Source organism: Dialister sp. (assembly GCF_051885895.1).
GTDB lineage: Bacteria > Bacillota > Negativicutes > Veillonellales > Dialisteraceae > Dialister.
The window spans coordinates 1-23,247 of record NZ_JBJEXP010000082.1 but is presented as its reverse complement, the minus strand read 5'-3'; the positions used below and the strand labels follow the sequence as shown (position 1 = coordinate 23,247).

The 23,247-nt window shown below is 50.8% G+C and carries 23 protein-coding genes and 1 other annotated feature; of the genes, 13 read left to right on the top strand and 10 right to left on the bottom strand.

From position 1 onward, the window contains the following. Nucleotides 1-38: 38 nt before the first annotated feature. The 3 genes from ACI4N7_RS07545 to ACI4N7_RS07535 form a co-directional block, all read right to left on the bottom strand. Nucleotides 39-605, bottom strand: a complete 567-nt coding sequence (locus tag ACI4N7_RS07545) for a hypothetical protein (RefSeq protein ID WP_439732742.1) — start codon at nt 603-605, stop codon at nt 39-41. Between the two features lie 376 nt (nt 606-981). After that, nucleotides 982-1,851: an aldo/keto reductase gene (locus ACI4N7_RS07540; RefSeq protein WP_439732741.1), complete on the bottom strand. Its 870-nt coding sequence runs from the start codon at nt 1,849-1,851 to the stop codon at nt 982-984. Next, nucleotides 1,841-2,692: an aldo/keto reductase gene (locus ACI4N7_RS07535; RefSeq protein WP_439732740.1), complete on the bottom strand. Its 852-nt coding sequence runs from the start codon at nt 2,690-2,692 to the stop codon at nt 1,841-1,843. The genes ACI4N7_RS07540 and ACI4N7_RS07535 overlap by 11 nt, the downstream gene beginning before the upstream one ends. Nucleotides 2,693-2,947: 255 nt before the next feature. Here ACI4N7_RS07535 and ACI4N7_RS07530 point away from each other — a divergent pair, with 255 nt between their 5' ends. Further along, a complete protein-coding gene (locus tag ACI4N7_RS07530) occupies nt 2,948-3,805 on the top strand; it encodes a LysR family transcriptional regulator (protein ID WP_439732739.1) in 858 nt (285 codons plus the stop codon). A gap of 55 nt (nt 3,806-3,860) precedes the next feature. Here the strand turns inward: ACI4N7_RS07530 and ACI4N7_RS07525 are convergent, their stop codons facing one another. The 6 genes from ACI4N7_RS07525 to ACI4N7_RS07500 all read right to left on the bottom strand — a co-directional run bounded on the left by ACI4N7_RS07525 (nt 3,861) and on the right by ACI4N7_RS07500 (nt 9,828). Beyond that, on the bottom strand, nt 3,861-4,337 hold the full coding sequence (locus ACI4N7_RS07525; RefSeq protein WP_439732738.1) for a VOC family protein: 477 nt from the start codon (nt 4,335-4,337) through the stop codon (nt 3,861-3,863). A 65-nt stretch (nt 4,338-4,402) separates the two neighbouring features. Continuing rightward, nucleotides 4,403-5,875, bottom strand: coding sequence for a nickel pincer cofactor biosynthesis protein LarC (gene larC / locus ACI4N7_RS07520; RefSeq protein ID WP_439732737.1), 1,473 nt, complete (start codon nt 5,873-5,875; stop codon nt 4,403-4,405). After that, nucleotides 5,876-6,637, bottom strand: coding sequence for a nickel pincer cofactor biosynthesis protein LarB (larB, locus tag ACI4N7_RS07515; RefSeq protein WP_439732736.1), 762 nt, complete (start codon nt 6,635-6,637; stop codon nt 5,876-5,878). Nucleotides 6,638-6,719: 82 nt separating this feature from the next. After that, the gene (gene larE / locus ACI4N7_RS07510; RefSeq protein WP_439732735.1) at nt 6,720-7,529 is read right to left on the bottom strand and encodes an ATP-dependent sacrificial sulfur transferase LarE; all 810 of its coding nucleotides are present in this window, start codon (nt 7,527-7,529) and stop codon (nt 6,720-6,722) included. 194 nt (nt 7,530-7,723) lie between these two features. Beyond that, entirely contained in the window at nt 7,724-8,608 is an 885-nt protein-coding gene (locus ACI4N7_RS07505) for a permease (protein WP_439732734.1), read from the bottom strand. Between the two features lie 212 nt (nt 8,609-8,820). Further along, nucleotides 8,821-9,828 (bottom strand): DUF362 domain-containing protein, encoded by a 1,008-nt coding sequence (locus ACI4N7_RS07500; protein ID WP_439732733.1) that lies wholly within the window; start codon nt 9,826-9,828, stop codon nt 8,821-8,823. Nucleotides 9,829-10,127: 299 nt separating this feature from the next. On the opposite strand from ACI4N7_RS07500, the gene ACI4N7_RS07495 reads away from it, so the two are divergent. After that, the gene (locus ACI4N7_RS07495; protein WP_439732732.1) at nt 10,128-10,397 is read left to right on the top strand and encodes a FeoB-associated Cys-rich membrane protein; all 270 of its coding nucleotides are present in this window, start codon (nt 10,128-10,130) and stop codon (nt 10,395-10,397) included. Nucleotides 10,398-10,679: 282 nt separating this feature from the next. Here ACI4N7_RS07495 and ACI4N7_RS07490 read toward each other — a convergent pair whose 3' ends face one another. Beyond that, nucleotides 10,680-11,417 carry a sulfite exporter TauE/SafE family protein gene (locus ACI4N7_RS07490; protein ID WP_439732731.1) on the bottom strand — a complete coding sequence of 246 codons (738 nt, stop codon included), beginning with the start codon at nt 11,415-11,417 and terminating at the stop codon, nt 10,680-10,682. Between the two features lie 576 nt (nt 11,418-11,993). Here ACI4N7_RS07490 and ACI4N7_RS07485 point away from each other — a divergent pair. The 11 genes from ACI4N7_RS07485 (at nt 11,994) to ACI4N7_RS07435 (ending at nt 23,007) form a co-directional block, all read left to right on the top strand. After that, the gene (locus tag ACI4N7_RS07485; protein WP_439732730.1) at nt 11,994-12,494 is read left to right on the top strand and encodes a YbjN domain-containing protein; all 501 of its coding nucleotides are present in this window, start codon (nt 11,994-11,996) and stop codon (nt 12,492-12,494) included. Nucleotides 12,495-12,610: 116 nt separating this feature from the next. Then, on the top strand, nt 12,611-13,024 hold the full coding sequence (locus tag ACI4N7_RS07480) for a peptide deformylase (RefSeq protein WP_439732729.1): 414 nt from the start codon (nt 12,611-12,613) through the stop codon (nt 13,022-13,024). Between the two features lie 219 nt (nt 13,025-13,243). After that, on the top strand, nt 13,244-14,272 hold the full coding sequence (locus ACI4N7_RS07475) for an NAD/NADP octopine/nopaline dehydrogenase family protein (RefSeq protein WP_439732728.1): 1,029 nt from the start codon (nt 13,244-13,246) through the stop codon (nt 14,270-14,272). A 142-nt stretch (nt 14,273-14,414) separates the two neighbouring features. After that, on the top strand, nt 14,415-15,155 hold the full coding sequence (locus ACI4N7_RS07470) for a hypothetical protein (protein ID WP_439732727.1): 741 nt from the start codon (nt 14,415-14,417) through the stop codon (nt 15,153-15,155). A gap of 106 nt (nt 15,156-15,261) precedes the next feature. Further along, entirely contained in the window at nt 15,262-16,065 is an 804-nt protein-coding gene (locus ACI4N7_RS07465; protein WP_439732726.1) for a helix-turn-helix domain-containing protein, read from the top strand. Between the two features lie 201 nt (nt 16,066-16,266). Continuing rightward, nucleotides 16,267-16,515, top strand: a binding site (T-box leader). Nucleotides 16,516-16,583: 68 nt separating this feature from the next. Next, the gene (locus ACI4N7_RS07460; RefSeq protein ID WP_439732725.1) at nt 16,584-17,339 is read left to right on the top strand and encodes an amino acid ABC transporter ATP-binding protein; all 756 of its coding nucleotides are present in this window, start codon (nt 16,584-16,586) and stop codon (nt 17,337-17,339) included. Between the two features lies 1 nt (nt 17,340). Continuing rightward, nucleotides 17,341-18,036: an amino acid ABC transporter permease gene (locus ACI4N7_RS07455; protein ID WP_439732724.1), complete on the top strand. Its 696-nt coding sequence runs from the start codon at nt 17,341-17,343 to the stop codon at nt 18,034-18,036. A gap of 1 nt (nt 18,037) precedes the next feature. Further along, entirely contained in the window at nt 18,038-18,733 is a 696-nt protein-coding gene (locus tag ACI4N7_RS07450; protein WP_439732723.1) for an amino acid ABC transporter permease, read from the top strand. A gap of 295 nt (nt 18,734-19,028) precedes the next feature. Further along, on the top strand, nt 19,029-20,309 hold the full coding sequence (locus tag ACI4N7_RS07445) for a glutamate-5-semialdehyde dehydrogenase (RefSeq protein WP_439732722.1): 1,281 nt from the start codon (nt 19,029-19,031) through the stop codon (nt 20,307-20,309). 244 nt (nt 20,310-20,553) lie between these two features. After that, nucleotides 20,554-21,426, top strand: a complete 873-nt coding sequence (locus tag ACI4N7_RS07440; protein ID WP_439732721.1) for a M48 family metalloprotease — start codon at nt 20,554-20,556, stop codon at nt 21,424-21,426. 135 nt (nt 21,427-21,561) lie between these two features. Continuing rightward, nucleotides 21,562-23,007, top strand: a complete 1,446-nt coding sequence (locus ACI4N7_RS07435; RefSeq protein WP_439732720.1) for a hypothetical protein — start codon at nt 21,562-21,564, stop codon at nt 23,005-23,007. Nucleotides 23,008-23,247 lie beyond the last annotated feature (240 nt).

Genomic DNA, 23,247 nt, shown 5'->3' with positions numbered 1-23,247 from the left:
CGCTCTGCCTGGACCCGAGCGAATAATTCTTACGTCCTTCATTTCCCGCAGAAGGCGATGAGAAGGCTCACCGCTCCGTCAATGAGGAGCGGAATGGCACCGGTAATATAGGCGGTGTGGTCATCCATGCGGTAATACATCATATAGGCGGCAAAGGCAATAACCGATGCTGCTGCTACGGCAGCCCAGCTGATGCCATAAGCCATGCCTTCCAGTGCCCCTGCTTCATGCAGGACGCCGAGCACCAGAATTTCCAAAAGGGCCCAGCAGACAATGAGAAGAAGTTCGGTAGTAGGCTGCCTGCCAAAGATTTTAATGGATCCCGCCAGCAGGATAAAGTAAGCCACCCCTGCCAGGAGGAAAATCATTCCCCAGGACGGCCAGGATGGCGGCAGTGAAAGTCCGTGCACCCCATGGGCGGAAAGCACCGTGCCTCCCAGGCCAAAGAGCGCAAGAAGAAGAAAGCACAGGGCGCTCAGAGGACCACCGCTTCTGGAGGAATCGGGTTTGAAAGCAATGAGCCACCAGAATGTATAAAACAAAGCACCGGCACTTAAAAGAAATTGTCCGGTAATGACTTCTTTCCATGGTGTCAATCCAAACATAGTATCCCTTCTTTTCCATATATTCTCTTTCTATTGTAGTCCTTTTTCCGGAAAAAAGCGTAAAAAAGGCACTCCCACATAGGAGTGCCTCTTGAAATACCTTATCCGATGACTCCATACCTTTCCGCTTTCCAGCAAAGATACTGCAGATCACAGCATCCGGATGATTCCTGCAGGAAAAGCTCCATACAGGAGAATTCCACTGATCCGGCAGATCCGTTTCCGAAAAGTACAGGGACAAATCAAGCTGCCCGGAATCAGTCCGGTACCAAGTGCCGGAAACAGACAGGGAGTCAGACAGGAAAGCATATACATCCTCGCTGGGAAACGAAGAAAAAGGACACCCTGTCCGAGTGCCCTTTTTCAGAGGCGGAATTTATTCATGAATTTTAATACGGGCAATCGCCATGGCCACATGGGGATCCATTTCATCATAAATGGTACTCTTTCCTGTATCCAGGCTGCGGATAGCCTCCATATCTTCATCGGTAAGCCGGAAATCAAAGACATCCATATTTTCTCTCATTCTTTCCTTATGAACGCTTTTCGGAATGACAGCAATATGGCGCTGGATAAGCCAGCGGAGCATGATCTGGCCCGTAGTCTTTCCATATCGCTGCGCCAGTTTCACAAGAAGGGGCTGGGTAAAGATATGTCCGTTTCCTTCTGCAAAAGGAGCCCAGGCCTCCATCTGGATTCCCTGTTCCTTCATGAAATCGGCTTCCGGCCATTTCTGGTTCCATACATTGGTTTCCACCTGATTCACCGCCGGCTTGATTTCATGGGATGCGATGAGATCTCCCAGACGCTCGTTCCAGAAACTGGTGACCCCGATGGCCCGGATGCGTCCTTCCCGGTACAGCCGTTCCATAGCCCGCCAGGAGCCGTGATAATCGCCGTAAGGTTTATGGATGAGGTAAAGATCCAGGTAGTCTACGCCCAGTTTTTTGCAGGAAAGGTCGAAGGCCTTCAGTGTATTGTCATAGCCGTGGTCCTGGACCCACAATTTGGTAGTGAGGAAAATATCTTCTCTTTTGATTCCGCTTTCCCTGATGGCCCTGCCTACGCCTTCTTCATTGCCGTAGGAAGCGGCCGTATCAATGAGACGGTATCCCAGGGAAAGAGCATCACTGACGGCTCTTTCCGTATCTTCCGGCGGTGTCTGGTAGACGCCGTAGCCCAGAATCGGCATTTTCACGCCATTGTTTAATGTAATATAGTCCATCATATCCTCCTTATCTTTCAAAAGGAAGGTGCATGGAAGCGTATTTTTCTTCCAGCTCTTCCGTAGCTGTATAGTATTTTTTTGTGCCGTCCAGTTTTCCGATTTCCTTCATTTCTTCTTCCGTCATGCGGAAATCGAAGATATCCATATTGGCACGGATATGGTCGGGATTTTTGGTACCGGGAATGGTGATGAATCCCTTCTGGACAGCCCAGCACAGAATGATCTGCACTTCGCTCTTATGATATCGATCCGCCAGTTTTGTGAAAATCGGTTCATGAAGCAGACTGCTGTCACCATGGCCCAGAGGATACCAGCCCATGAGACGGGTGCCGTAGGCAGCCAGACGGTTCATGACTTCATGGTTAATGAAATAGGGATGGGTTTCCAGCTGGATCACATGGGGCTTGATTTCACTTTCCTGCAAAAGCTTTTCCAGCTTTTCTCCGTGGAAATTGGAAATGCCCAGGGAGCGGGCCTTGCCTTCTTTATAGGCTTTCTCTATGGTCTTGTAGCCATCCACAAAATTTCCTGCCGGCTGGTGAATGAAAAGCAGATCCACATAGGTAAGTCCCAGCCGTTTCAGTGTATCATCTACCGCATAGCCGGATTCATAGACTGTAGGCCAGAGCTTGGTAGAAATGAAAAGCTCTTCTCTGGTTACCAGCCCTTCGTCCAGGGCTTTCCTGATACCTCTGCCTGCTGCTTCTTCATTCATGTAGGCATTGGCCGTATCAATGAGGCGATACCCTGCTTTAATTGCAGCATATACTGATTTTTCCGTATCTTCCGGAGTAATCATAAATGTGCCCAGTCCCAGAAGCGGCACCTTGACTCCATTGGCAAGTGTTGTGTATTCCATCATATTTCTCCTCTGTATGTAATCACTTGTTTCTTCATCTGACAATACCTATTTTACAGGAAGGCTTTTCTGATGTACAATGCCAATAGCGCAGTTCGCTATATCAGAAGTGTATACTGAGAAAGCGTTGATATTTTACAGAATCGAATGTCCTGCAGGTTTCCTTCCATAGAGCGCTTCCGCTCTCCGGAGCAGCCTGCTGTCTTCATCCTCTCCCGCCTGCGTGGAATCACCGCTTTCCGAAAGGAGTCCTCCATGATAGAAATCTCTCTCTGGGAACAGCTCACCGCTTTTGCAGACTGCGGCACCCTTTCCGAAGCTGCAGAGAAACTGCATACCTCCCAGCCTGCCCTGACCCGGTCCATGAAACGGCTGGAGGCAGAGCTTTCCCTTTCTCTTTTCAAGCGAAGCAAAAACCACATTTCCCTCAATGCCACAGGCCGTATGGCGGTGAACCTGGCCCGGCAGATTGTAGAAGAGGACCGGGAGCTGGTGCTCCGGCTGAAGGCCTATGACCGGAGCCTCCGCACCATATCCATCGGTTACTGTGCTCCGGTGCCCCAGATGGTAATGACCCCGCTCATCAACAACCTTTTCGAAGGCATGACCATTTCTGCCGACATGAAAGAAGATGACGATTTCCCTGCCCGTCTTCTGGACGGCACCTACCAGCTGGCTGTACTCCACTATCCTTTGACGGATGACCGCTTTTTCTGCCGGAAATGCGGCAGTGAAACGCTGTATCTCTCCGTGCCTCCTTCTTCTCCTCTGGCCTTCTATCCGGAAATCCACCTGTCCGACCTGAATGGACTTTCCGTTCTTCTTTTATCCCGTATCGGTTTCTGGATGAATGTAGTCAAGGAAAGGGCGCCCAAAGCCAACTATCTGCTTCTGGTGCAGGACAGCTCCTTTATGGAGCTGGCTTCCCACTCCGGCTATCCCTGCTTCAATTCCAGCTACTTCATCCGCCGGGGCAGCACGATTCCCGGACGCATCAATATTCCCCTGGCTGATGCGGAAAGCCATACGGACTACTACCTGGCCTGCCTGTCCAGCGAAACCCGCCGTTTTTCCACCCTTTTTGATCAGATGAAGAAAACCGGCATTTCCTGATTTTTCCATGCCAAAAGGCCATGAGAGCTGTGCCCTCATGGCCTTTTTTATGATTTTATATTTCTTCAAAGGTAACCATTTCAATAACCGTTCCCCAGGGAGTTTCGCCATACATCCATCCCTGCTTCGGCGCCATGCCTGAAGCGGCCGCCCGCTTCCAGTCCTCCGTACAGTACAGCTTTCCGCCTGCCTTTTGAAAATCCAAGGCTGCTTTTCCCAGATCCTGAACAAGCACGGCAAAGTGAACCAGCCCGTAATCATAGGTATGGGCCGCCCTCTGCTGATGCGGAGTGACAAACTGAAACAGCTCTATATGCGTATCGCCGGGGAAAGCCAGAACCCTCCGCCAGACCAGAGAACTTCCCCGGGGCATGCCGAAGACTACCTCCGCTTCTTTTCCCTGTACCGGAGGATCCGACGGATGCTGTCCGTCAAAAATCACCCTGGCACCGAAAGCTTTTTCAAAAAAGGCGGAAGCCTCTTCCACATCCGGCACGGTTAAAGCCACATGGTCGATTCTTCGTGTATTCATAGGTTTCCTCATCTCTAAGGGTCATGATTCTGCGATGAAGCTCAACCGTCACTGCCGGTCAGCCATCATTTTCCCTGCCTGACTGCTTCAAATACTGTCTGAAAGGGGATATCCTTTTCTTCCGCCAGCTTTTTTACCGATTCATATTCCGGATAGCTCCGTTTTTCACCGGCAAAAGTCACTTCCTTCACCTTTGCCTTCCCATAGACTGTCTCCACTTCCTTTTCTTCCCGATGGAGAATGGAGCGCATGAGGGAGGAAAATTCCCGGATGCCGATGGTGGTAGTTTCGCGGAAGATGATTTCTTCCATCTTTTCTTTTTTATCTTCTTTGCAGATAACCGTCAGTTCCCAGGCTGGACGGTTCTTCTTCATATAAATAGGGCTGAAATGGACATCCAGGGCACCGGCTTCCATGAGTTTTTTCATGGTATATCCCAGCGCTTCGCCGGAAACGTCATCAATGTCGCTTTCCAGCTTCACCACTTCATCTTTTTCCCAGGATCCCTCTTCCGTATCGATCAGGATGGCCCGAAGGATGTTGGTACGTTCTTTATAGTCCCGTTTTCCGGCGCCCAAGCCTGTTTTCAGTACCGTAAAGGCGCCGGGCAGGCTGTGCGAGGTACAGAGAGCCGCTGCAATGGCTGCGCCGGTGGGAGTTACGTACTCTCCTTTGGCATTCATGATTTCCAGAGGCATATGATAGGCATTGACAATGTTCAGTGTAGCGGGAACAGGTACAGGAAGCACGCCGTGCTGGCAGCGGACAGTACCGGTGCCTTCGGAAAGCTTTGGTACAATGACATTTTTGATTCCCAGGCTGTCAAAGCAGACGGCCGCGGAAATAATATCCACAATGGAGTCAATGGCCCCTACTTCATGGAAGTGCACTTCTTCCACGGGAAGATGGTGAGCTTTGGATTCCGCTTCTGCCACGATCCGGAAAATCTTCTTTGCCAGAGCTCTGGCGGACTCGGTCATATCAGTACCGTCAATGACGGCTTCCACATCCTTCAGATGGCGGTGTTCATGATGATGGTGATGCCCTTCCCCGTGATGGTGATGCTCTTCTTCATGGTGGTGATGGCCCTCTTCATGACAATGACAATGGCAGTGGTGCTCTTCCTCATCATGGTCATGGCCTTCTTCGTGGCAGTGGCAGTGATGCCCCTCCTCATGATGATCATGATCCTCTTCGTGGCAGTGGCAGTGATGTTCTTCCTCACCATGGTCATGATCCTCTTCATGACAGTGGTGATGCTCTTCCTGGAGTTCTTCCTTTGCCTCCGGCATGGGGCCGTAAAGATAGGCCATGTCATGATCATGGTTCTCATGTTCCTTATCCAGAATTACATTGAAATCGCAGCAGTCAATCCCTGCTTTCTGCACCCTGCCGATTTCTACAGTAAATCCTTTGGCAGGAATGGAGGAAAGCGCTTTGTCCAGCACTTTCCTGTCTGCGCCCAGATCAAGGAGCGCCGCCACAAACATATCCCCCGCAATACCGGAAGATGCTTCCAGGTACAATGATTTTGCCATTCAGATATTTCCCCTTTCTGCAAGCCTGTTAATCTGGGTCGCCACGTAGCCCGCACCGAACCCGTTGTCTATATTGACTGTAACTATGCCATTGGCACAGGAATTAATCATGGTCAGGAGTGCGGAAAGCCCGTGAAAGCTGGCTCCGTATCCTACGGAGGTAGGCACGGCAATCACCGGATTTCTGACCAGGCCTCCGATGACGGACGCCAGCGCTCCTTCCATGCCTGCCACCGCAATCACGCAGCTGGCTTTTCTTATTCTTTCTTCCTGGGACAGAAGGCGGTGAATCCCGCTGACGCCCACATCATAAATCCGCTCCACATGGCTGCCGAAATACTCTGCCGTCTGGGCCGCTTCCTCTGCTACGGAAATGTCAGCGGTGCCGCCGCTGCATATGGCTATGCAGCCTATGTGCTCTTTTTCCTTCTCCGATTTCAGGATACGGGAAATGGGATCATAGGTAATGGAAGGAATCACTTCCTTCACCAGTTCATACTGATGGGCGGAAGCTCTGGTGCCAAAGACTTCCCCATCCGTATCATACAGTTTTTTGAAAATCCGGCCAATAAAAGCATCGGATTTTCCCTGGCAGTACACCACCTCCGCAAAGCCGGACCGTTCTTTCCGATCCGTATCCAGCTTGGCAAATCCCATGTCCTCATAGGGCCGATCTGCCGGATTTTTCCGAAGAAGCGCTTCCGCCTCCCCGATATCCAGGCTGCCGGAGGCTACTTTCTGCAGTATATCTTTAATATCCATAATTCATCCTTTATGTACAGCTGTATTCCCGCAGGCTGACGCCCGCCGGAGTCAGGCTTGAGCCCGGGGCCGCAAAGGGACCTTACAGCACTTCATCCATGCTTCCCATACGATAGCCCTGCAAGTCCATAGTCACATAGGCAAAGCCCAGAGCCTTCATGGTACGTACCAGTTCCTCATGCATGCGGAAGAGTTTCCATAAATCGTCGGGAAGTACTTCGATACGGGCCATATTTCCTTCATGGAGCCTGACCCGGAACTGTTTGAAACCTTTGGCAAAGAGGAAATCCTCCGCCTTTTCCACCATGGACAGCTTCTCTGCCGTAATGGTTTCCCCATAGGGGAAGCGGGTAGCCATGCAGGCAAAAGAGGGCTTGCTCCAGGTAGGAAGACCTGCTTCCCGGGAAAGGGCCCGGATATCCGCCTTGTAAAGGCCTGCATGACGGAGAGGGCTTTTGATTGCAAGCTCCGAAAGGGCCTTCAGGCCAGGGCGGTACTGGGAAGCATCATTAAGATTGGTGCCATCAATGACATAGGCAAATCCTTCTTTTTCCGCGATTTTTTTCAGGGAGCTGAAAAGAAAATGTTTGCACAGATAGCAGCGGTTGGTGGGATTTTCTGCAAATCCCTGGATTTTGAACTGATCCATTTTCACCACTTCCTGCCGGATGCCTTCCTGCCGGCAGTACTCTATGGCGTCAGCCACCTCCCTTTCCGGCACGGAAGCCAGGTTCATGGTGACTGCCATGGCCTTATCTCCCAGTACCTTTCTGGCCTCATGCATAAGGTAGGTGGAATCTACGCCGCCGGAAAATGCCAGCACCACGCTGCCAAGCTGTCTCAGGTATTCTTCCAGGTTATCCTGTTTTTTCTGTAATTCTTCTGTTAACATAGATGTCTCCATTCTTTAGAAATCATATTATTCCGCAAGACTTCAGGCGCAGGGCCGGAAGGAAAGAGTGCGGTTCAGTAAGAAGTTTTCCGGGAAACGGTGATTTCATCGGCATCGGATTTCATTCTTCATTTTTGATGCCCCCATGAATGAATCCACGCTCCCCTGTCTTCGCTATTTTATTATATCATTTTTTACGACAGGGTCATGACCCAGTTCGCTGTTATGCCTGCAGCCAGGGCGAAAACAATAATATAGGCAGAGTACAGCACGAAATGACGGGCTCCGAACACCGCTTTCAGGGCTGTCAGGTTTGTCACCTTGGTAGCCGGCCCGGTCAGAAGGAATGCAATCACCGCGCCGCCGCTCATGCCTTCTTCCATCCAGGTCAGGAGCAGAGGCACTGCGCCGCCGCCGCAGACATAGAAGGGAATCCCCAGAAGAGCTCCCAGGACAGGGCCTGCCATTTCATGATGCCCGAAAAAATCCCTGCCTGCACCGGCAGGAAGGAACGTCTGGAAGAGCACTGCCGTCAGAATCCCCAGAAAGAACCATCCGCCTGTGGCTTTTACATTCCGGCCCATGTTTTTCAAAAGGCGCATGCCCATACGGGGATCCGTATCATGATCCTCGGCCTCGCCAAAGCCGCTGAAGTTGAAAAAGCGGCGGTTTCCTGCCAGGAAATGAACAAGCACTCCGGCCAGGGCACCGCAGAGAAAGCAAAACAGCAGGGTAAGAATAAGCAGTGTCTTTCCCAGGGCTGCCACATAAATGATCATCTGAGGATTCAGAAGGACCGAGCTCATCATGAAGGCAGCCAGCCAGTCTTCCCGAAGACCCCGCCGGGAAAGGGATGCCGCCAGAGGAAGGGTGCCATACATGCAGAGCGGTGACAGGATACCCAGTACCGATGCAGGTACCACGCCGAAAAGCCCCAGTGAATTTCCCATCTTCATCACCATGCCATGGACAAAGGATTTCCCGAAGACCGCCAGCGCCGATCCCAGCACAATGCCCAGTATCCAGTACGGCAGGATTCCTTCTATCTGCATGGTGAGGTACATCATAAAACGTTCCATGGTATCCTCTTTCTGTTCATGGGTCTGCAGAAACAAGGAAGCAGCCGTCCTGCGGGAAACCCTGACAGCACCGCAGAATCAAATTTCCTGCGCCTTTTATTTCATGGGTCTTTTGGTTCCCGCATGAAATAAAAGGCAGAAATGAAATTTGATAGCGATGCAGTCAGCCTGTCCCCTGAGGATGCCGCTTTCCTGCTGCAGGATACCCCTGCTTATTTCCCGCTGCTTTCAGCCGCCTTGTCAATGTCTACCAGCACGTAGTCTTTGGTTCCTACGCCCAGATCTTTGGCTGCTTCTACCGTATGGGTGCCATCTCTCATGAAAATCCGTTTAACCAGCTCACCGCTGCCCGGTGCACCGGCAATCAGATCCAGAGATGCCTGGTCAATGGCTACGGGGTCCGTGGATGCCAGAATGCCGATATCATGAATGTCCGGTTCCGCCGGATTTCCGTCACAGTCGCAGTCTACGGAAAGACGGTTCAGCACATTGACGAAAGCAATATTTCCCTTCCGTGCATTTACTACGGATTCATCAGCTTCCGCCATGGATTCCAGGAATGGATCCTGGGCCAGTTCCATGAAGTTGACGCCCTGAAGGCTGTGATACTTCCCGGCGCTGTGAATCAGCGCTTTGCCCTCTGCAGAGCCAAAGCCGATGGAAATATTTTTCAAGGCACCGCCGAAGCCTGCCATGGCATGTCCTTTGAAATGGGAAACAACCACATAGGAATCATAGTTTTTGAAATGGCTTCCTACCAGATTTTCCTTCAGCCACCGGCCGTTCTTTACCGGAAGAGCCATGGAGCCCTCTTCATCCAGAATATCTACAGGAGCGATATCCAGAAAACCGTGTTCCTTGATGACTTTCCAGTGGGATGCGGAATCTGCCCGGGCGCCGCCGTAGGCTGTATTGTCTTCCACGATGGTGCCGTGGGTCTTGTCCACGATTCTCTTTAAAAGCTCAGGCCGGAGATAATTGCTCTTAGGCGGTTCACCGGTGGAAATTTTGATACCGGTTTTGCCTTTCGCATTAAAATGAAGGGCTTCATATACCTTCACCAGCCCCTGTGAGCTGATATCTCTGGTAAAATACACCACAGCCTTTTCCTTCTGCGGCGAATAGGTGGGCATGGTAGGCAGTGCTGCCGAAGCCGTCATACCACCCAGTCCCAGCATGAGAGCACCCATAATCATTCCTGTCAGTTTTTTCCACTTCATCTGCATCTTCCTCCTTTGCAGAAAAAGCCCGTCCCTCATCCTGTCCCTGATGAAATCGAAGTGCCTGCATTCATGCCCCGTTCCTGCCGGCGCTTCTTCCAGAGCGGACTGCTTCTTCCCAGCCATTGGGAATTTTACCTTTATTATAAGACGTTAAAGCTCACTTCAGTCAAGAAAAAAATGACTTTGCAGCGAAAGGCCTGCAAAGATTTTTCCTGCCGTATCCGTTCCTCCTGTTTCCCAAATTTTCCTTTCTGTGCTATAATTTATTTGAGAAAAGTTATCATAAAAGGAGGTCCATGATGGGTACCTTGTTTACCATACTGATTACCGCCGCCATTGCCGGCTGGTTCGGATACAGCCTGTACCGCATGTGGAGAGGAGCCAGCGGCCGGGACTGTGCCAGCTGCGCTTTAGGGAGCGGATTTGATTACGCTCTTTACAATGAGAAAAAAGTGCCCCCGAAAAAGGCAGAATATGTCACTTCCGCCGGGCATTACATCATCACAGACGAAGCCGCTGCCAGAAGACGGAGAGAACGAATCCGGAAAATGATGGAAGGCCGGTAAGGATGAAGGAAATTCCTTCATCCTTTTTTATTATGTTTCCCAGGCTTCGTCTTCCTGCCGAAAGGGATTCGACCCGCCCCTGCATCACTGCGGGCTTACCCGGAAATTTTCCGCTTCACGCAGAATGACCGGCCGGCACATAACGCCATCCATTCTTACACCGCAGGCCTGCCGGCTTTCGAAAATCTCCCCCGCTGCAGCCTCTCCTCAAAAGCCCGCTGCCCCAATACCGCACACAGCAAAAAAGCACCGGCAGAAGCCGGTGCTTTTTATGAAAATCATTCAGATGAGAATCATGCTGCCTGCTGCCAGAAGGAGGCAGTAGGTGACACGGTTGAACATTTTCTGGTTAATCATGTCATGAATTTTGTTTCCCAGATAAATGGCGATAACCAGCGGAATGACACCCAGGGCCAGAAGTTCAAAGAATTCCGTATTGTAAAGTCCCTTCTGGTAATCGTTGAACATAAGCACCAGGTTCAGAATCGTCCATACGGAAGCCACATTGGCCCGGAAGGAATCCTTATCCCGGAAGGTAGCTACCAGATAAACCACCAGCAGTGCGCCGCCGGAAGCAAACATGCCATGAATGACACCGGCACCCAGAAGTACAGGGATGGCAATCCAGTTCGGCAGAGCGGAAGCTGTCTGTTTGAAGATCAGGTTCTTCAATGCCACTCCTACAATGATGGCACCATAGAGAGGCACCAGAATGTGCGGGTTCACAATATTGTAAAGGTGAATGCCGATACCCATTCCCACCAGCATGAACACCACTATCCGAAGCAGTTCCTTCGGATTGATAAATCTGCGGTTCTGGTACATAAGCAGGGCGCATACCATCCAGCAGATTACATTAATGACCGCCTTGGCCATATCCGGTCCGTACAGAAGAATTGTCGGGGGAATGGAGAGCATCACGCCTGCAAACCCGGTCAAGGCCTGGACGATATTGGATATAAATACGGCTGCCATAAAAAGCGCTAATTTTACAAATTCAGGAAGCATCATCAAGTCCATACAAATCACCACATTTCTAAAAATTTCTGTTCGTCCGGGATTCTGCTCTTCTTTGGAAATCCCGGTTCCTTCTTCGTTTTACCCATTATAACCCCGGTTTTTCCTCAAAAAGGGTGCTTCCTCAATCAGTATAAATCTATCTAATTATGTTATTGATATATGGGCGTTCAATCACTTAATTAGATTACACATCTTCCGCACATTCTTTACATAAAATCATAATAAAGCGTTCATATGATTTATCATCATAACCGATTTTATCGGCCTTTTTCAATTGGTCCCTTCTTTTTCTCTCATACAAAAAACTGACTTTCCTTTTCTGCTGTCCCGTCCGTTTCCATAGATATAGAAATTATCTATAGGCATATATCAGGCCTCCGGTACCTCTTGACAGGTTTTTTCACACCGTATTTTTCCTGCTTCTCCAGTCCTGTTCCCTTAAAACCGATTTCCTTATCACGCCTTATCCTGTATAATAAAATTATCATTTGATTTTCGTATCTGCGGGATGCAGGGAAACAAAAGCCCGGCACATCCCTTTCCGTTTGACGCACCTCTGTGCAGAAAGGATTTCTTATGTCCTCCAATACCATACCATTTCCCCAGGGAAATCATAAAAAGAACCTGAAAGCTGATATATTTGAAACCTATATGAAAAAGGAAGGACTGAATTTCTTCCGCCGCCAGGAAGCCCATGACTCTTACGACACAGTGGTTTTCATGACCGCCATTCCCGCCGGAAAGCATCATAAGCTGGTAGCCGCTGTGATTACCGACAACAGTATGTACACACTGCTTCGCGTCCACCTGGGCACTGCCCCAAAAGGTCCTGCCAGAAAGACCTTCCTGGCTTTCCTGAATGACCTTAATGCCCATCATGCCATCCTGAAATATACCATCAGCGAGGATGACAATGTATTTCTGGACATCACCACCACTTCCCGGACGGAAAATTTTGACCCTGAGGTCATCCGTACCACTCTGGATATCGTCGTGTATCAGCTCTCCCAGTCCTATGACGACATTGCCCGCCGTCTGGACAAGGCGGGAGATCAGACAAACGGCTTTACTTTATGATCATGGCCGCCTGAAGGCCCGGGTTCTGAAGAAATGGACGAAGCCTGCTGCACAGTGCAGCCTTCGGAACAACCGCCTGTCACCATGAGTGGTATTCACTGCCAAAGGAGCATTCCATGATTCGTTCGATTGTGAAAGATATTCTCTTCCTCCAGCGCAGGGCGGAGAAAGCTTCCCGAAAAGACGCCGCCGACGGACGGGACCTCTGCGATACCCTTGCCGCCCACAGTGAAGACTGTGTAGGATTGGCCGCCAATATGACAGGAAGCACGAAAGCCATTATTGCCGTAAAGGACGGAAACCGCATTCTCCTCATGTACAATCCGGTCATTGTCAAAGCATCTCCTTCCACCTATGAAACGGAAGAGGGCTGTCTTTCCCTTTCCGGCCGGCGCCCCTGCACCCGGCATGACTGGATCGAAGTGCGCTACGAAGATGAAAATTTCCATAAAAAGAAAAAGCGTTTCCAGGGCTGGACCGCAGAAATCATCCAGCATGAAATGGATCACCTGGAAGGCATACTGATATAAAAAGAGGCACAGTCCTGAACGGGCTGTGCTTTTTCTGTTTTTTCAAATGCCGATGGATACAGCCTGCATTTTTTATGCTCCCGATTCCTGCAGGCAGGACTGACATCCACCATTTTCCTTCTTTATTTCCATGAAAATTTCACCCCACCTCAGTATATAGATAGTATAATAAAAGAGACAATCGGGAATCAGCTATTACCCGACCCATTAGGAGGAATCATGAATATTTCCATCATCGGCGCCGGAAGCACCGCACTGGCCGGAGCCGCTTATTTTAATCTGAAAAATGTGCCCTGCCAGGTCTATGTGAAAAACCGCCTCAAGGCCGCCTGCTGGAACCAGTCGCCTCTTTCCGTAAGAGGAAAAATCGATACTTCCTTTTACGTACCCATGACTACGGATCTGAAAAAGGCAGTGGATGAAGCGGACATTCTCATGGTATGCACCCATGCCACGGATCATGAAGCGGTGGTCGAAGAAATCGCTCCCTATCTCCATGACGGGCAGTGCCTTCTTTTTATGAACGGCTGCTGGGGCGCCATCAAAGCCTGCCGGCTTCTGTCCAAACAGCAGAATACCCCGTCCATTACTATTGCAGAAACCGCCAATATGCCTTTCATAGCCCACCTTTCTTCCGATTATAAAAGTCTGGACTTTAAAGCCATCAAAGAAGAAATCGGCTATTCCTGCCTGGGAGAGGAAGGCGATCTCAGCACTCTCCTGCACCTGATGGCCTCAAAGGTGAGCCGCGTAGCCTCTCCGGCTTCCACCTCCCTTTCCGCCACCAATCCCATCATCCATGTCACCGCCTGCCTGTTCAACGTGACACGCATTGAAAATGGCGAATCCTTCCATTTCTTCGGCGCTCCCCTCACAAAAAGGACGGCTGCCTACATGGAGGCCTGCGACAAGGAAAGAATTGCCATCGGCAAAGCGCTGGGCCTTTCCCTTTCTTCCCTGCTGGACGTGCTCAATGCGTCCTGGGGAGAAAAAAAGGAAACCCTTTATGAAGCGCTCACGGAAAATCCTTCCTACCGGACAGTCATGGGTCCCACAGATCTTACAGGACGTTATCTGACGGAAGATCTTCCCTGCGGTATGGGAAGCCTCCGGGATCTCTCGGACATGATGCATGTAGATGCGCCTCATATCCGAAGCCTGGTAGATACCATGTCCCTGTACCTGGGAAAGACCTACACCCCCTTCCTGACTCCCCAGGACCTGCGGGTGATTAAAAGTTTGAAATAAAAGAGGACTGCGCCGCTTCACTTGAAATGACCAAGGAGCGGGATGGCTGTACTCCCTAAAGGGTTGCGCTCCGACCAGCCCGCAGTTCATGAATTCACTAATTCACCGGCATACCAGCCCACTATTCTACAGGAGGAAACAGATGAAAAAACTATTAGCTCCCATACTTGCCGCCTGCCTCATGCTGGGCGGAGAAACGGTTCTGGCCGAAAACTGGATTCCCTTTCAGGACTCCAGCAGCACCCTGGTAGATACAGACTCTTATGTAGACAGCGGCCTCCGCTCCTCTCTGACCATTAAATCCAAGGGCAAGGATGGAGATTCCATTTCCAATATTGAATTTGATAAAAACAGCAGAGCATACAGAGTAACGGAAATGAAGACACTGGACAGCAGCGGCAACGTCACCCATGATTTCACCTACAGCGATGATCCCCAGAACTGGAGCCCCCTGGTGCCCCATTCCTTTGGCATGAATCTCTTCAATCACTATGTGGAAAATCCGCTTCCCCGCTTCACCAATCCCCAGTGGCTGATCATATATAAGGAACAGGGCGTCCGTTTTCACGGAAGCACCTATGACGTGGAAAAAAATACCATTTCCTATAAAGACGGCTATGCCACCTTCTGGATCCGCATTTCCTATCCCTGGAAAGACCAGGACTTTTCCTCCGTCATTTACCACGTAAAAATGGACGTTCCCCATAAACGCATCCAGACCCTGTCCATGACCCGCTATGACTATGACGGCAAAGTGCAGAGCCACGGTGCCGGCAGCAGCGACAGAGAGGTCATTGCTGAAGGCTCCCCTATGGAAAAGGTGCACGACTACATTAACAAGGAACTGCTGGCCGGACATATCCATATGATGTCGTCCTTATAAAAGGAACAGGGTTCAAAGGGTCATGTCTGAAGGGTTCTGCGTTTGACAAGCTCTGCCGACAGTGACCTTTGAAAAACCCGCTGTCTCACTAAATCACAGAGGTATTATGATTCGAATCTATACACATACAGAAAATGAAGAACAGTCCCAGGCCTGCTATGCAGCCTGGCTGACCGGAACAATTCCGCAGAAAGGATGGCTCATAACGGAAGGCCCCCATCTTTACCTGCTTGACAGGAAACCTCCCCTGCCGGAGGGCGAAGGCCTTCCAGTCAGCCAGGGACCGGTGGATTTTCTTCATGCGTCCCTGCCGCCGGAAAAAGCAAAGGCGGCCTATCAGGCCTATCTGGCCGGCCGCCGTCTCCCGGCCGGCTGTGCTCTGGCTGCCGGAGAAAATGCTGTTTATCTTTTTCCCTCTTCCTCCTATGAGGCTGATCTGGGACAGATGGACATGTATCACTTGCCCTTTGACCCCCTGGAAGAAGTTCTGACTCCCCAGGAAGCCGCTCTCCTTTACGGCATTGATGCCAAACGCGTGCAGTCGGATTGTGAACGGGCAGGAGAAGGGAGTCTTTTCTCCCTGTCGGAGGTCCGCCACTCGGGAAACACCTGGCTGATGCTCCGTCAGGCCGCCGGCCGGGTCTATGGCGGACAGCAGGCCCTTCCCTCTTCTGTCTTAAATCCCCTTCTTCTTGTCTTTTCCACTGTGGAAGCCGCCCACATATGGAACCGGGAGAGTTCTGCGGTGAGAAGCGCTGCTGCCGGCGCCGGCCACTCCGCGGCCCGTATGCACGAGGGAGAGCGGCGGAAATCAGGCCGCACCTGGCTCGTTACCCGGGACGCCATGAACCGGCTTTTCGGACAGGCCCAGCCTTCCGCCATGAAGGAAGCCATGAAGTGGATACGATAAAACAGGGGCAGAGGCTTCAGACAGACATATAGATGGACTTGAGGACTGCACATTGACGCCTTTGCCGGCATATCAATGCCGGCGCCTCCAGTCGTCCCCCGCTTCCCTCTGTCCTTTCTGAAATTGGGCCGCCAAGCGGACTCTTGCATTTCTTCCCTTATGTATGTTATATTGAACATAATTAATTTGTTATCTATACCAATCTCTGCAATGAGGAGAGAAAGTACATGGATGGAACTGGGAAAGCGAGCCCGGATGGTGAAAGCGGGTGCAGGAATTCCATGGAAGTGCCTCTCTGAGCAGGCGGTCTGAAGAAAGTAGGGCCGCCCGGGCAGCCCGTTACAGCTTACAGTCCGGTGGAAAGCAGCCATGCTTTTCCGGGACTGACCAAGGTTTCTTCGGTGACGAAGAAACGAAACTGGGTGGAACACGGAAATCTCCGTCCCATAGGGACGGGGATTTTTATATTGCAGGAAGAAAAGCCCTTTTCTCCTCTGTATTTAGAAAGAAGGCTCTTTATGTCCCTTGTTTTACATGCTGAACATATCCGTAAATCCTTTGGACACACGGAAGTGCTGAAAGATATCAATCTGTCTGTTGAAAAAGGAAGCGTTGTCTCCATTCTGGGGCCTTCGGGCACCGGGAAGACCACATTTCTGCGCTGCCTGAACTATCTGGAAAAGCCGGATGCCGGAAAGCTCACCATCAGTGATGTATCCGTGGATTTCTCTCATATTTCCAAAAAGGAAATCCAGCAGCTCCGCCGGAAATCCACCATGGTATTCCAGCAGTTCAATCTTTTCCGCAACAAGACCGTTCTGGAAAATGTAACGGAAGGACTCATCTACGGCTATGGAAAGCCCAAAAAGGAAGCGGTGGAAATTGCCATGCAGGAGCTGGAACGGGTGCATATGGCAGACTATGCAAAAATGTATCCGTCCGAGCTGTCCGGCGGCATGCAGCAGCGGGTAGGCATTGCCCGTGCCCTGGCTCCCCGGCCGGATGTCATTCTTTTCGATGAACCTACCTCTGCTCTGGATCCGGAGCTGGTAGGAGAAGTGCTGGACACCATTGCCTCTGTAGCCACTCTGGGCATTGCCATGGTCATCGTTACCCATGAAATGCATTTTGCCCGGGAAGTTTCCTCCAAGGTGGTCTTCATGGCAGAGGGCCATGTGGTGGAGGAAGGAACTCCTGATGAAATCTTTGTCCATCCGAAAGAAGAAAAGACCAGGCAGTTCCTGCAGCGCATGCTGAAAAGAGAAGAGGGATAACATGCTCACCTTTAATATTTCCTATTTTCTCGGCCTCTTCCCCCGGCTCTCCACAGCCCTGCCCTTTACCATGGAAGTCATCGCCGCCTCCATTATTCTCTGCCTTGTCTTCGGCACCCTGGTGGCAGTGATCCGCATTGCCAAAATTCCCCTTCTTCATCAGTTCTGCGAGGTCTGGCTGTCCTACAACCGGTCCATGCCTTTCATTCTGGATCTGTACCTGGTGTACTTTGTCCTTCCGGTCATTGTCAGGGCTCTCCATATCAGTCCTGACGGCTGGCCTCTTACCGCCTACGTGCTCATCGCCCTTACGTTCCACTATACGCCGGTGATTTCGGAAATCATACGTCCCGCATACCTGTCCGTGGATAAGGGGCAGCAGGAAGCGGCCATTGTGTTCGGCCTCTCCCCCATGCATCGGGTCATGCATATCATTGCGCCTCAGGCACTGCCGGTAGCGCTTCCCAGTCTGGTCAGCGAAGCCATCAATATTCTGAAGGATACTTCCGTCATGTACTTTATCGGTGTAGTAGACCTGATGGGACGGGCAGGCCTCATTATCAATGCCAATTACGGGCAGGGGAAACTGGAAACCTACTGCGCTGTTGCTTTGATTTACTGGGCTTTAGTCATTCTGGTGGAAGCGGCTTTCCATCTGTTCCAGAAATATAATGCCAAACCTGTAAGGAGGGCTTGAAATGATTGATTTCTCCATTCTGCCTACGGCCCTTCTATTTATCGCCAGGGCCATTCCCAATACCCTTTTCATGGCTTTCATCAGCCTTTTATTCGGCATTCTCATCGGTTCCATCATTGCCGTCATCCGTCAGAACTCCGGACGGTTCGTCAATGGCATTTTTGCCGTTCTCGTTTCCTTCTTCCGCGGCGTCCCCAGCATTGTACAGCTTTTTATTGTGTATAACTCTCTCCCCTTCCTGCTGGCACCTGTGATTTCCAGCTTCACCGGCCATCCGGTCAAGCCTTTTGACGTAAGCCCTTACTGGACTGTATACACCACCTTCATCCTTTACAATACCGCCTACCAGTCTGAAAACATACGCGGTGCATTGCAGGCGGTAGACAAAGGGCAGTATGAAGCGGCTGTAGCTACCGGCATGACTCCCTTCAGTGCCTTCACCCGTATTGTCTTCCCCCAGGCCTTTGTGGTAGCACTTCCTACCTTCTTTACCTACTATCTGAAGACCATCAAACTGCTGGCCCTGGTATTCACCGTCAAGGTAGTGGATATGTTTGCAGAAGCGGATATTTTCTCCGCTCTCTACAACCGCCGTACCGAGCCCTATATTGCCGATGCCATTGCCTACTGGGCCGTAGCCATCGTCCTGACTTTCCTCTTCTCCTGGTGGGAAAAGAAACTGCGGGCTAAAATGTGAGAGTATGAAAGTCACCTAATTAATCAAAATAGAATAAAAGCATGCAGGGAAAGTTTCCTGTTCGAAAGGAGCATGATTGTGCTCCCTGCGGGCAGGAATTTTTTATTTTCTAACTCCTGCTGCTGTGGGAGCAGCGGAAAAGCAGTATCTTCTTCTTTTTATAAACCGCTGCCGCCATTCTCCTTTTTAGTCTCATGAACCTCGATACCGGTTTCACTTTCACGGGAAACTGGCATCTTGACTCTCCTCCTGCCGTCCCCTACAATGAAAGTATTCTGAGGAAGGAGCTTTGACCATGAATATACGCGAAGAAACAAAACAGATGAAGCTGGCATCTCCCCTGCTGGCTGCCATGCCTGTAGAAACCAGGAACCAGGCACTGGCCTGCATCCGGGACTCCCTGAACAGCCATAAAGAAGAAATATTTGAAGCCAACAGGAAAGACCTGGCCCTGGCACAGGAAAACCGGCTGGCCCCGGCGGTGCAGAAGCGGCTTGTCTTTGATGAAGCCAAACTGGCCGATGTGTCTGCAGAACTTTCCAGCCTCCTTTCCCTGCCGGATCCCATAGGAAAGGTCACGCTGAACCGCGAGCTGGATGAAGGGCTCCACCTCCTGCGTGTCACCTGCCCCATCGGCGTCATCGGCGTGATTTTTGAAGCCCGTCCCGATGCGCTGGTACAGATTTCTTCCCTCTGCCTGAAAAGCGGCAACTGCGCCATTCTGAAAGGCGGAAAGGAAACCACCTATACCAACCGCATTCTTTTTACCCTCATCCATGAAGCCGCCGTCAAAGCGGGCCTGCCCGAAAAATGCCTTCTCCAGGCAGAACAGCATAATGAAATCGACGAACTTCTGGAATGCCATGAATCGGTGGATCTCCTCATTCCCCGCGGCTCCAATGCCTTTGTGCAGTATATCATGAACCATACTTCCATTCCTGTACTGGGTCATGCAGACGGCGTATGCCACATGTATGTAGACCGGGACTATGACAGCAGCAAAGCCATTCCTCTCATCATCGACGGGAAAACACAGTATACCGCTGCCTGCAATGCAGTAGAAACTGTCCTCGTTCACCGGGACATTGCCCGGGACTTTCTGCCGAAGCTGGCAGCCGCACTGAAAAAAGCAGGAGTTGCCCTCCGGGGTACGGAAGAGGTCAACCGCATTATACCGGTAGACATCATTCCCGAAACAGAAAGCTGGCATAAGGAATATCTGGACCTTATCCTTTCTATCAAGCTGGTATCCGGTGTAGATGAGGCCATCCGCCATATCAACACCTACGGTTCCCATCACACGGACTGCATTATTACAGAAAATAATGAAACGGCTGCCCGCTTCATGGCCCTGGTGGACTCTGCCGGCGTTTATCAGAATGCCTCCACCCGCTTTGCCGACGGCTTCCGCTATGGATTTGGCGCAGAAGTAGGCATCTCCACCTCCAAGATTCACGCCCGCGGCCCTGTGGGACTGGAAGGACTGGTTTCCTACAAATACAAACTCTTCGGCCACGGACAGATTGTAGGAGACTACGCTTCCGGAAAGAAACAGTTTCACTTCAGGGATCTGTAAGAGGCCGCTTCACGGCCCGGGTTCAGGAATACAGTATGTCTGCCCTCTGACATCTCCAGAAGTGGACAACAGTAAGCCTTCTCCGCCAGTGACTCACAAGAACCTGGAAATTATTTCTCCTATCCCACCGGTTCAGTAAACAAAAAACACGGTAAAATCGCCTTCGATTTTACCGTGTTTTATATTCGTGATATGATTAAGATAAAATAAATATTCTATCCTTTTCGGAGAGAAAGGAGCTTCCATGTCTTTAACCCCTGTTATACTGGTCATCCTTACCTTTATTGTCAATTTCATCATGGATTTTTCCTTCTGGTCCATCATGCTCTCCCTCTACTATATAGGCGGCGCACCGGCCTCCGGCAGCGGAAACGACGGAGAGCTCCTGCTGGAGCTGACACTGGCTTCCGTGCTGCTTCCCGCCCTGCTGGCCCGGCTGGGAGTCATCGAGCGGTTCTTTGTCTACTCCGAAGGCGGCAGGAAGGCCTATGGGGAAGACGCCCGCTTATTGGAGGAAGGCCTTTATGAAATCTGCCGGCGGGGAAACCTGGACCCTTCGGACTACCATCTTTACGTAGGTCTTCGGAATGACTACAATGCCTTTTCCCTGGGAAAAAGCATTGTAGTCATGGCACCTCTCCTACGCCAGTTTCCGGAGGAAGAACTGCTCGGCATCATGGCCCATGAAATGGGACATATCCAGCGGGGACATACCGGAGCCAACCTGCTCTGCGTAGGCATGTCCTGGTTCGGCCAGATTATTGTGCTTGTCTACAACACTATTTTCCTTATCTGCCGGCTCCTCATATGGATTCCCTTTCTCGGCCTTATCATCAACCTCTTCGCCCTTTTCATCAGCCTGCAGTATAATATCCTCTCTTTCCTTCTCCAGACACCTATGCTCTTTATCTCCCGCTTCGGCAGCAGGAAAGAGGAATATGAAGCCGATGCCTATGCCTGCCGGCTGGGTCTGGGACGAGGTCTGGCACTGGGTCTTTACCGCATTGAATCCATATACGGCGGCGGAAATGCAGGATTTTTCAAAAGTCTGCTGAACGACCACCCCGATACGCCCAAACGGATAGAAAGAATCAGAAATTATTTAGAGAAGCGCTGATGCAGTGATAGTCTGATTGCATTCTTGGCGTTCCGTGCAAAAAATCTCATGATGCAGCAGTACATAAAAATTATTGTAAAAGCAGATTCTATCCATGAATCAGTGCTTACCAAACAGCTACTAAGGAGGATTTCCATGAAGGAAAAACTGACCAAACTTCGCCGGGAAAAGCAGTGGACCCGCTATGCCCTTGCCATCCTGGGCATCCTTCTTATCCTCTTCTGCCTCATCCTCCTTCTTGCCAAAATCGCCAGCTATGGAGCCGCTCAGATTTTTAACTATGCCGCCGCCAGACAGGATATGCTCCGCGGCACCATAACCGTAGAAACCATCACCGCTAATATTCATGGCGGTGTGACCTTTGAAAATCTGGCCTGGGATGATCCGGATGGAAACCCCATCCTCCGCGTCCCCTCCGGCTCCTTCAAAGTGAATCCCTGGGACATTCTGCGAAGACACCTGGTTTCCACCACACTGGAAGAAGTAACGTTGAACAAGCCGGCCTTTGCTGTCGGTTTTGATGAAAATATGAAGGTCGATTTCGTTAAAAGAGAAGATAAGGATAAAACACAGAAAAGCAGCACCGAGGAAACACTGGAAGATAAAGTATCCAACTTTAACAGAAACGGAAAACCGCTCAATTTTAAGCTTACCATCCATAACGCCCGGATAGAAGCCTCCTACCGCCAGCGTCACTATCTGATGAAGCACGTAAACATGACCGGCACCATCAATACAAAGGGCGTCACCAAAATCAGCCTCACCACCGGTCCCTTCGGCGGTACCGCCATCGGCGACGGAGTAGAGCTGAACTGCGAAGTCAATTTCAGGGAGAAAGACCTTCCCTCCATCATTGATTTCACCGCCCGAGGCGTAGATCCCTCTTCCCTGGGACTGGGAGACGATATTCACGATAAAATGACCCTCACCGCCAAAGGAAACGGCCCTCTTTCCCATCCAAAAGCCGATGGTGACGTAACCATGGATGAACTCCACATCCCTGCCCTGGATTTCTCCCATGTAAAAGGAAATATCCACTATGATGACGGACAGATGACCTTCCGTGACGTCCATGCCAGAGTTTATGGCGGTACCGTTACTGCCAGCGGAAATTACAACATAGACAGCCGTGCCTATGACATCTACCTCCACGGGGAAGACCTGGACAGCCGGATTCCCTCCAATGAACCGAAATTCTACTGTCTCGTAGCCCTCGATGGAGAAATTCACTGCGACGGAGACCAGAAACATCTCGTCGCCTTCGGCCGCTTTTCCTCCAGCCCCGGCTTCTACATGCTCATCCCCTTCAACAGCATCAGCGGCACCTTCAATAACCGCTGGAGAGCCGTAGACTTTTATGACGTAGCCATAGACACCAGCTTCGGCATCATCCGTACCGATGCCTTCCATATCATCAACGGAAAACTCCAGCTGGGCACCATTGAACTGGTGGATAAAGAAACAGGAAAAACCATGAGCCTCACCGAGGCCAGAGACAGCCAAGGGCCCATGAAAACCATTAAGAAAATCCAGCAGGACGTGAAAGACATCAAAGAACAGGTGGACGGACTGAAACCATGAAAATGGACAGCAAAGCTGCTCTATTAAATTGGCATCGTCAGGCGCCCACCACCACCCTTTAAACCTTTTGAACCAGCCCCCTCCGGCGGGCCGAACCCTCTGAACCCGGGCGGTGAAGCCGCCCAACAAAAAAAGAAGCCCTCTTTCGAGAGCTTCTTTTTTGTTTATGAAACTATATTCTCTTTTCTTTTCAGAAATTAGAATTTGTAGTTCAGGGAAACGGTCCATGCATCATCCGGA

Excerpts from the sequence above, each read along its gene's own strand:
- ACI4N7_RS07495 (WP_439732732.1), top strand. The coding sequence starts at position 10,128 with ATGATGGGTACCTTGTTTACCATACTGATTACCGCCGCCATTGCCGGC.
- ACI4N7_RS07475 (WP_439732728.1), top strand. The coding sequence starts at position 13,244 with ATGAATATTTCCATCATCGGCGCCGGAAGCACCGCACTGGCCGGAGCC.
- larC (WP_439732737.1), bottom strand. The coding sequence starts at position 5,875 with ATGGCAAAATCATTGTACCTGGAAGCATCTTCCGGTATTGCGGGGGAT.
- ACI4N7_RS07470 (WP_439732727.1), top strand. The coding sequence starts at position 14,415 with ATGAAAAAACTATTAGCTCCCATACTTGCCGCCTGCCTCATGCTGGGC.
- ACI4N7_RS07485 (WP_439732730.1), top strand. The coding sequence starts at position 11,994 with ATGTCCTCCAATACCATACCATTTCCCCAGGGAAATCATAAAAAGAAC.
- ACI4N7_RS07490 (WP_439732731.1), bottom strand. The coding sequence starts at position 11,417 with ATGGACTTGATGATGCTTCCTGAATTTGTAAAATTAGCGCTTTTTATG.
- ACI4N7_RS07460 (WP_439732725.1), top strand. The coding sequence starts at position 16,584 with ATGTCCCTTGTTTTACATGCTGAACATATCCGTAAATCCTTTGGACAC.
- ACI4N7_RS07455 (WP_439732724.1), top strand. The coding sequence starts at position 17,341 with ATGCTCACCTTTAATATTTCCTATTTTCTCGGCCTCTTCCCCCGGCTC.
- ACI4N7_RS07530 (WP_439732739.1), top strand. The coding sequence starts at position 2,948 with ATGATAGAAATCTCTCTCTGGGAACAGCTCACCGCTTTTGCAGACTGC.
- ACI4N7_RS07545 (WP_439732742.1), bottom strand. The coding sequence starts at position 605 with ATGTTTGGATTGACACCATGGAAAGAAGTCATTACCGGACAATTTCTT.
- ACI4N7_RS07500 (WP_439732733.1), bottom strand. The coding sequence starts at position 9,828 with ATGAAGTGGAAAAAACTGACAGGAATGATTATGGGTGCTCTCATGCTG.
- ACI4N7_RS07505 (WP_439732734.1), bottom strand. The coding sequence starts at position 8,608 with ATGGAACGTTTTATGATGTACCTCACCATGCAGATAGAAGGAATCCTG.
- larE (WP_439732735.1), bottom strand. The coding sequence starts at position 7,529 with ATGTTAACAGAAGAATTACAGAAAAAACAGGATAACCTGGAAGAATAC.
- ACI4N7_RS07465 (WP_439732726.1), top strand. The coding sequence starts at position 15,262 with ATGATTCGAATCTATACACATACAGAAAATGAAGAACAGTCCCAGGCC.
- ACI4N7_RS07525 (WP_439732738.1), bottom strand. The coding sequence starts at position 4,337 with ATGAATACACGAAGAATCGACCATGTGGCTTTAACCGTGCCGGATGTG.
- ACI4N7_RS07480 (WP_439732729.1), top strand. The coding sequence starts at position 12,611 with ATGATTCGTTCGATTGTGAAAGATATTCTCTTCCTCCAGCGCAGGGCG.
- ACI4N7_RS07535 (WP_439732740.1), bottom strand. The coding sequence starts at position 2,692 with ATGGAATACACAACACTTGCCAATGGAGTCAAGGTGCCGCTTCTGGGA.
- ACI4N7_RS07445 (WP_439732722.1), top strand. The coding sequence starts at position 19,029 with ATGAATATACGCGAAGAAACAAAACAGATGAAGCTGGCATCTCCCCTG.
- ACI4N7_RS07435 (WP_439732720.1), top strand. The coding sequence starts at position 21,562 with ATGAAGGAAAAACTGACCAAACTTCGCCGGGAAAAGCAGTGGACCCGC.
- ACI4N7_RS07440 (WP_439732721.1), top strand. The coding sequence starts at position 20,554 with ATGTCTTTAACCCCTGTTATACTGGTCATCCTTACCTTTATTGTCAAT.
- larB (WP_439732736.1), bottom strand. The coding sequence starts at position 6,637 with ATGGATATTAAAGATATACTGCAGAAAGTAGCCTCCGGCAGCCTGGAT.
- ACI4N7_RS07450 (WP_439732723.1), top strand. The coding sequence starts at position 18,038 with ATGATTGATTTCTCCATTCTGCCTACGGCCCTTCTATTTATCGCCAGG.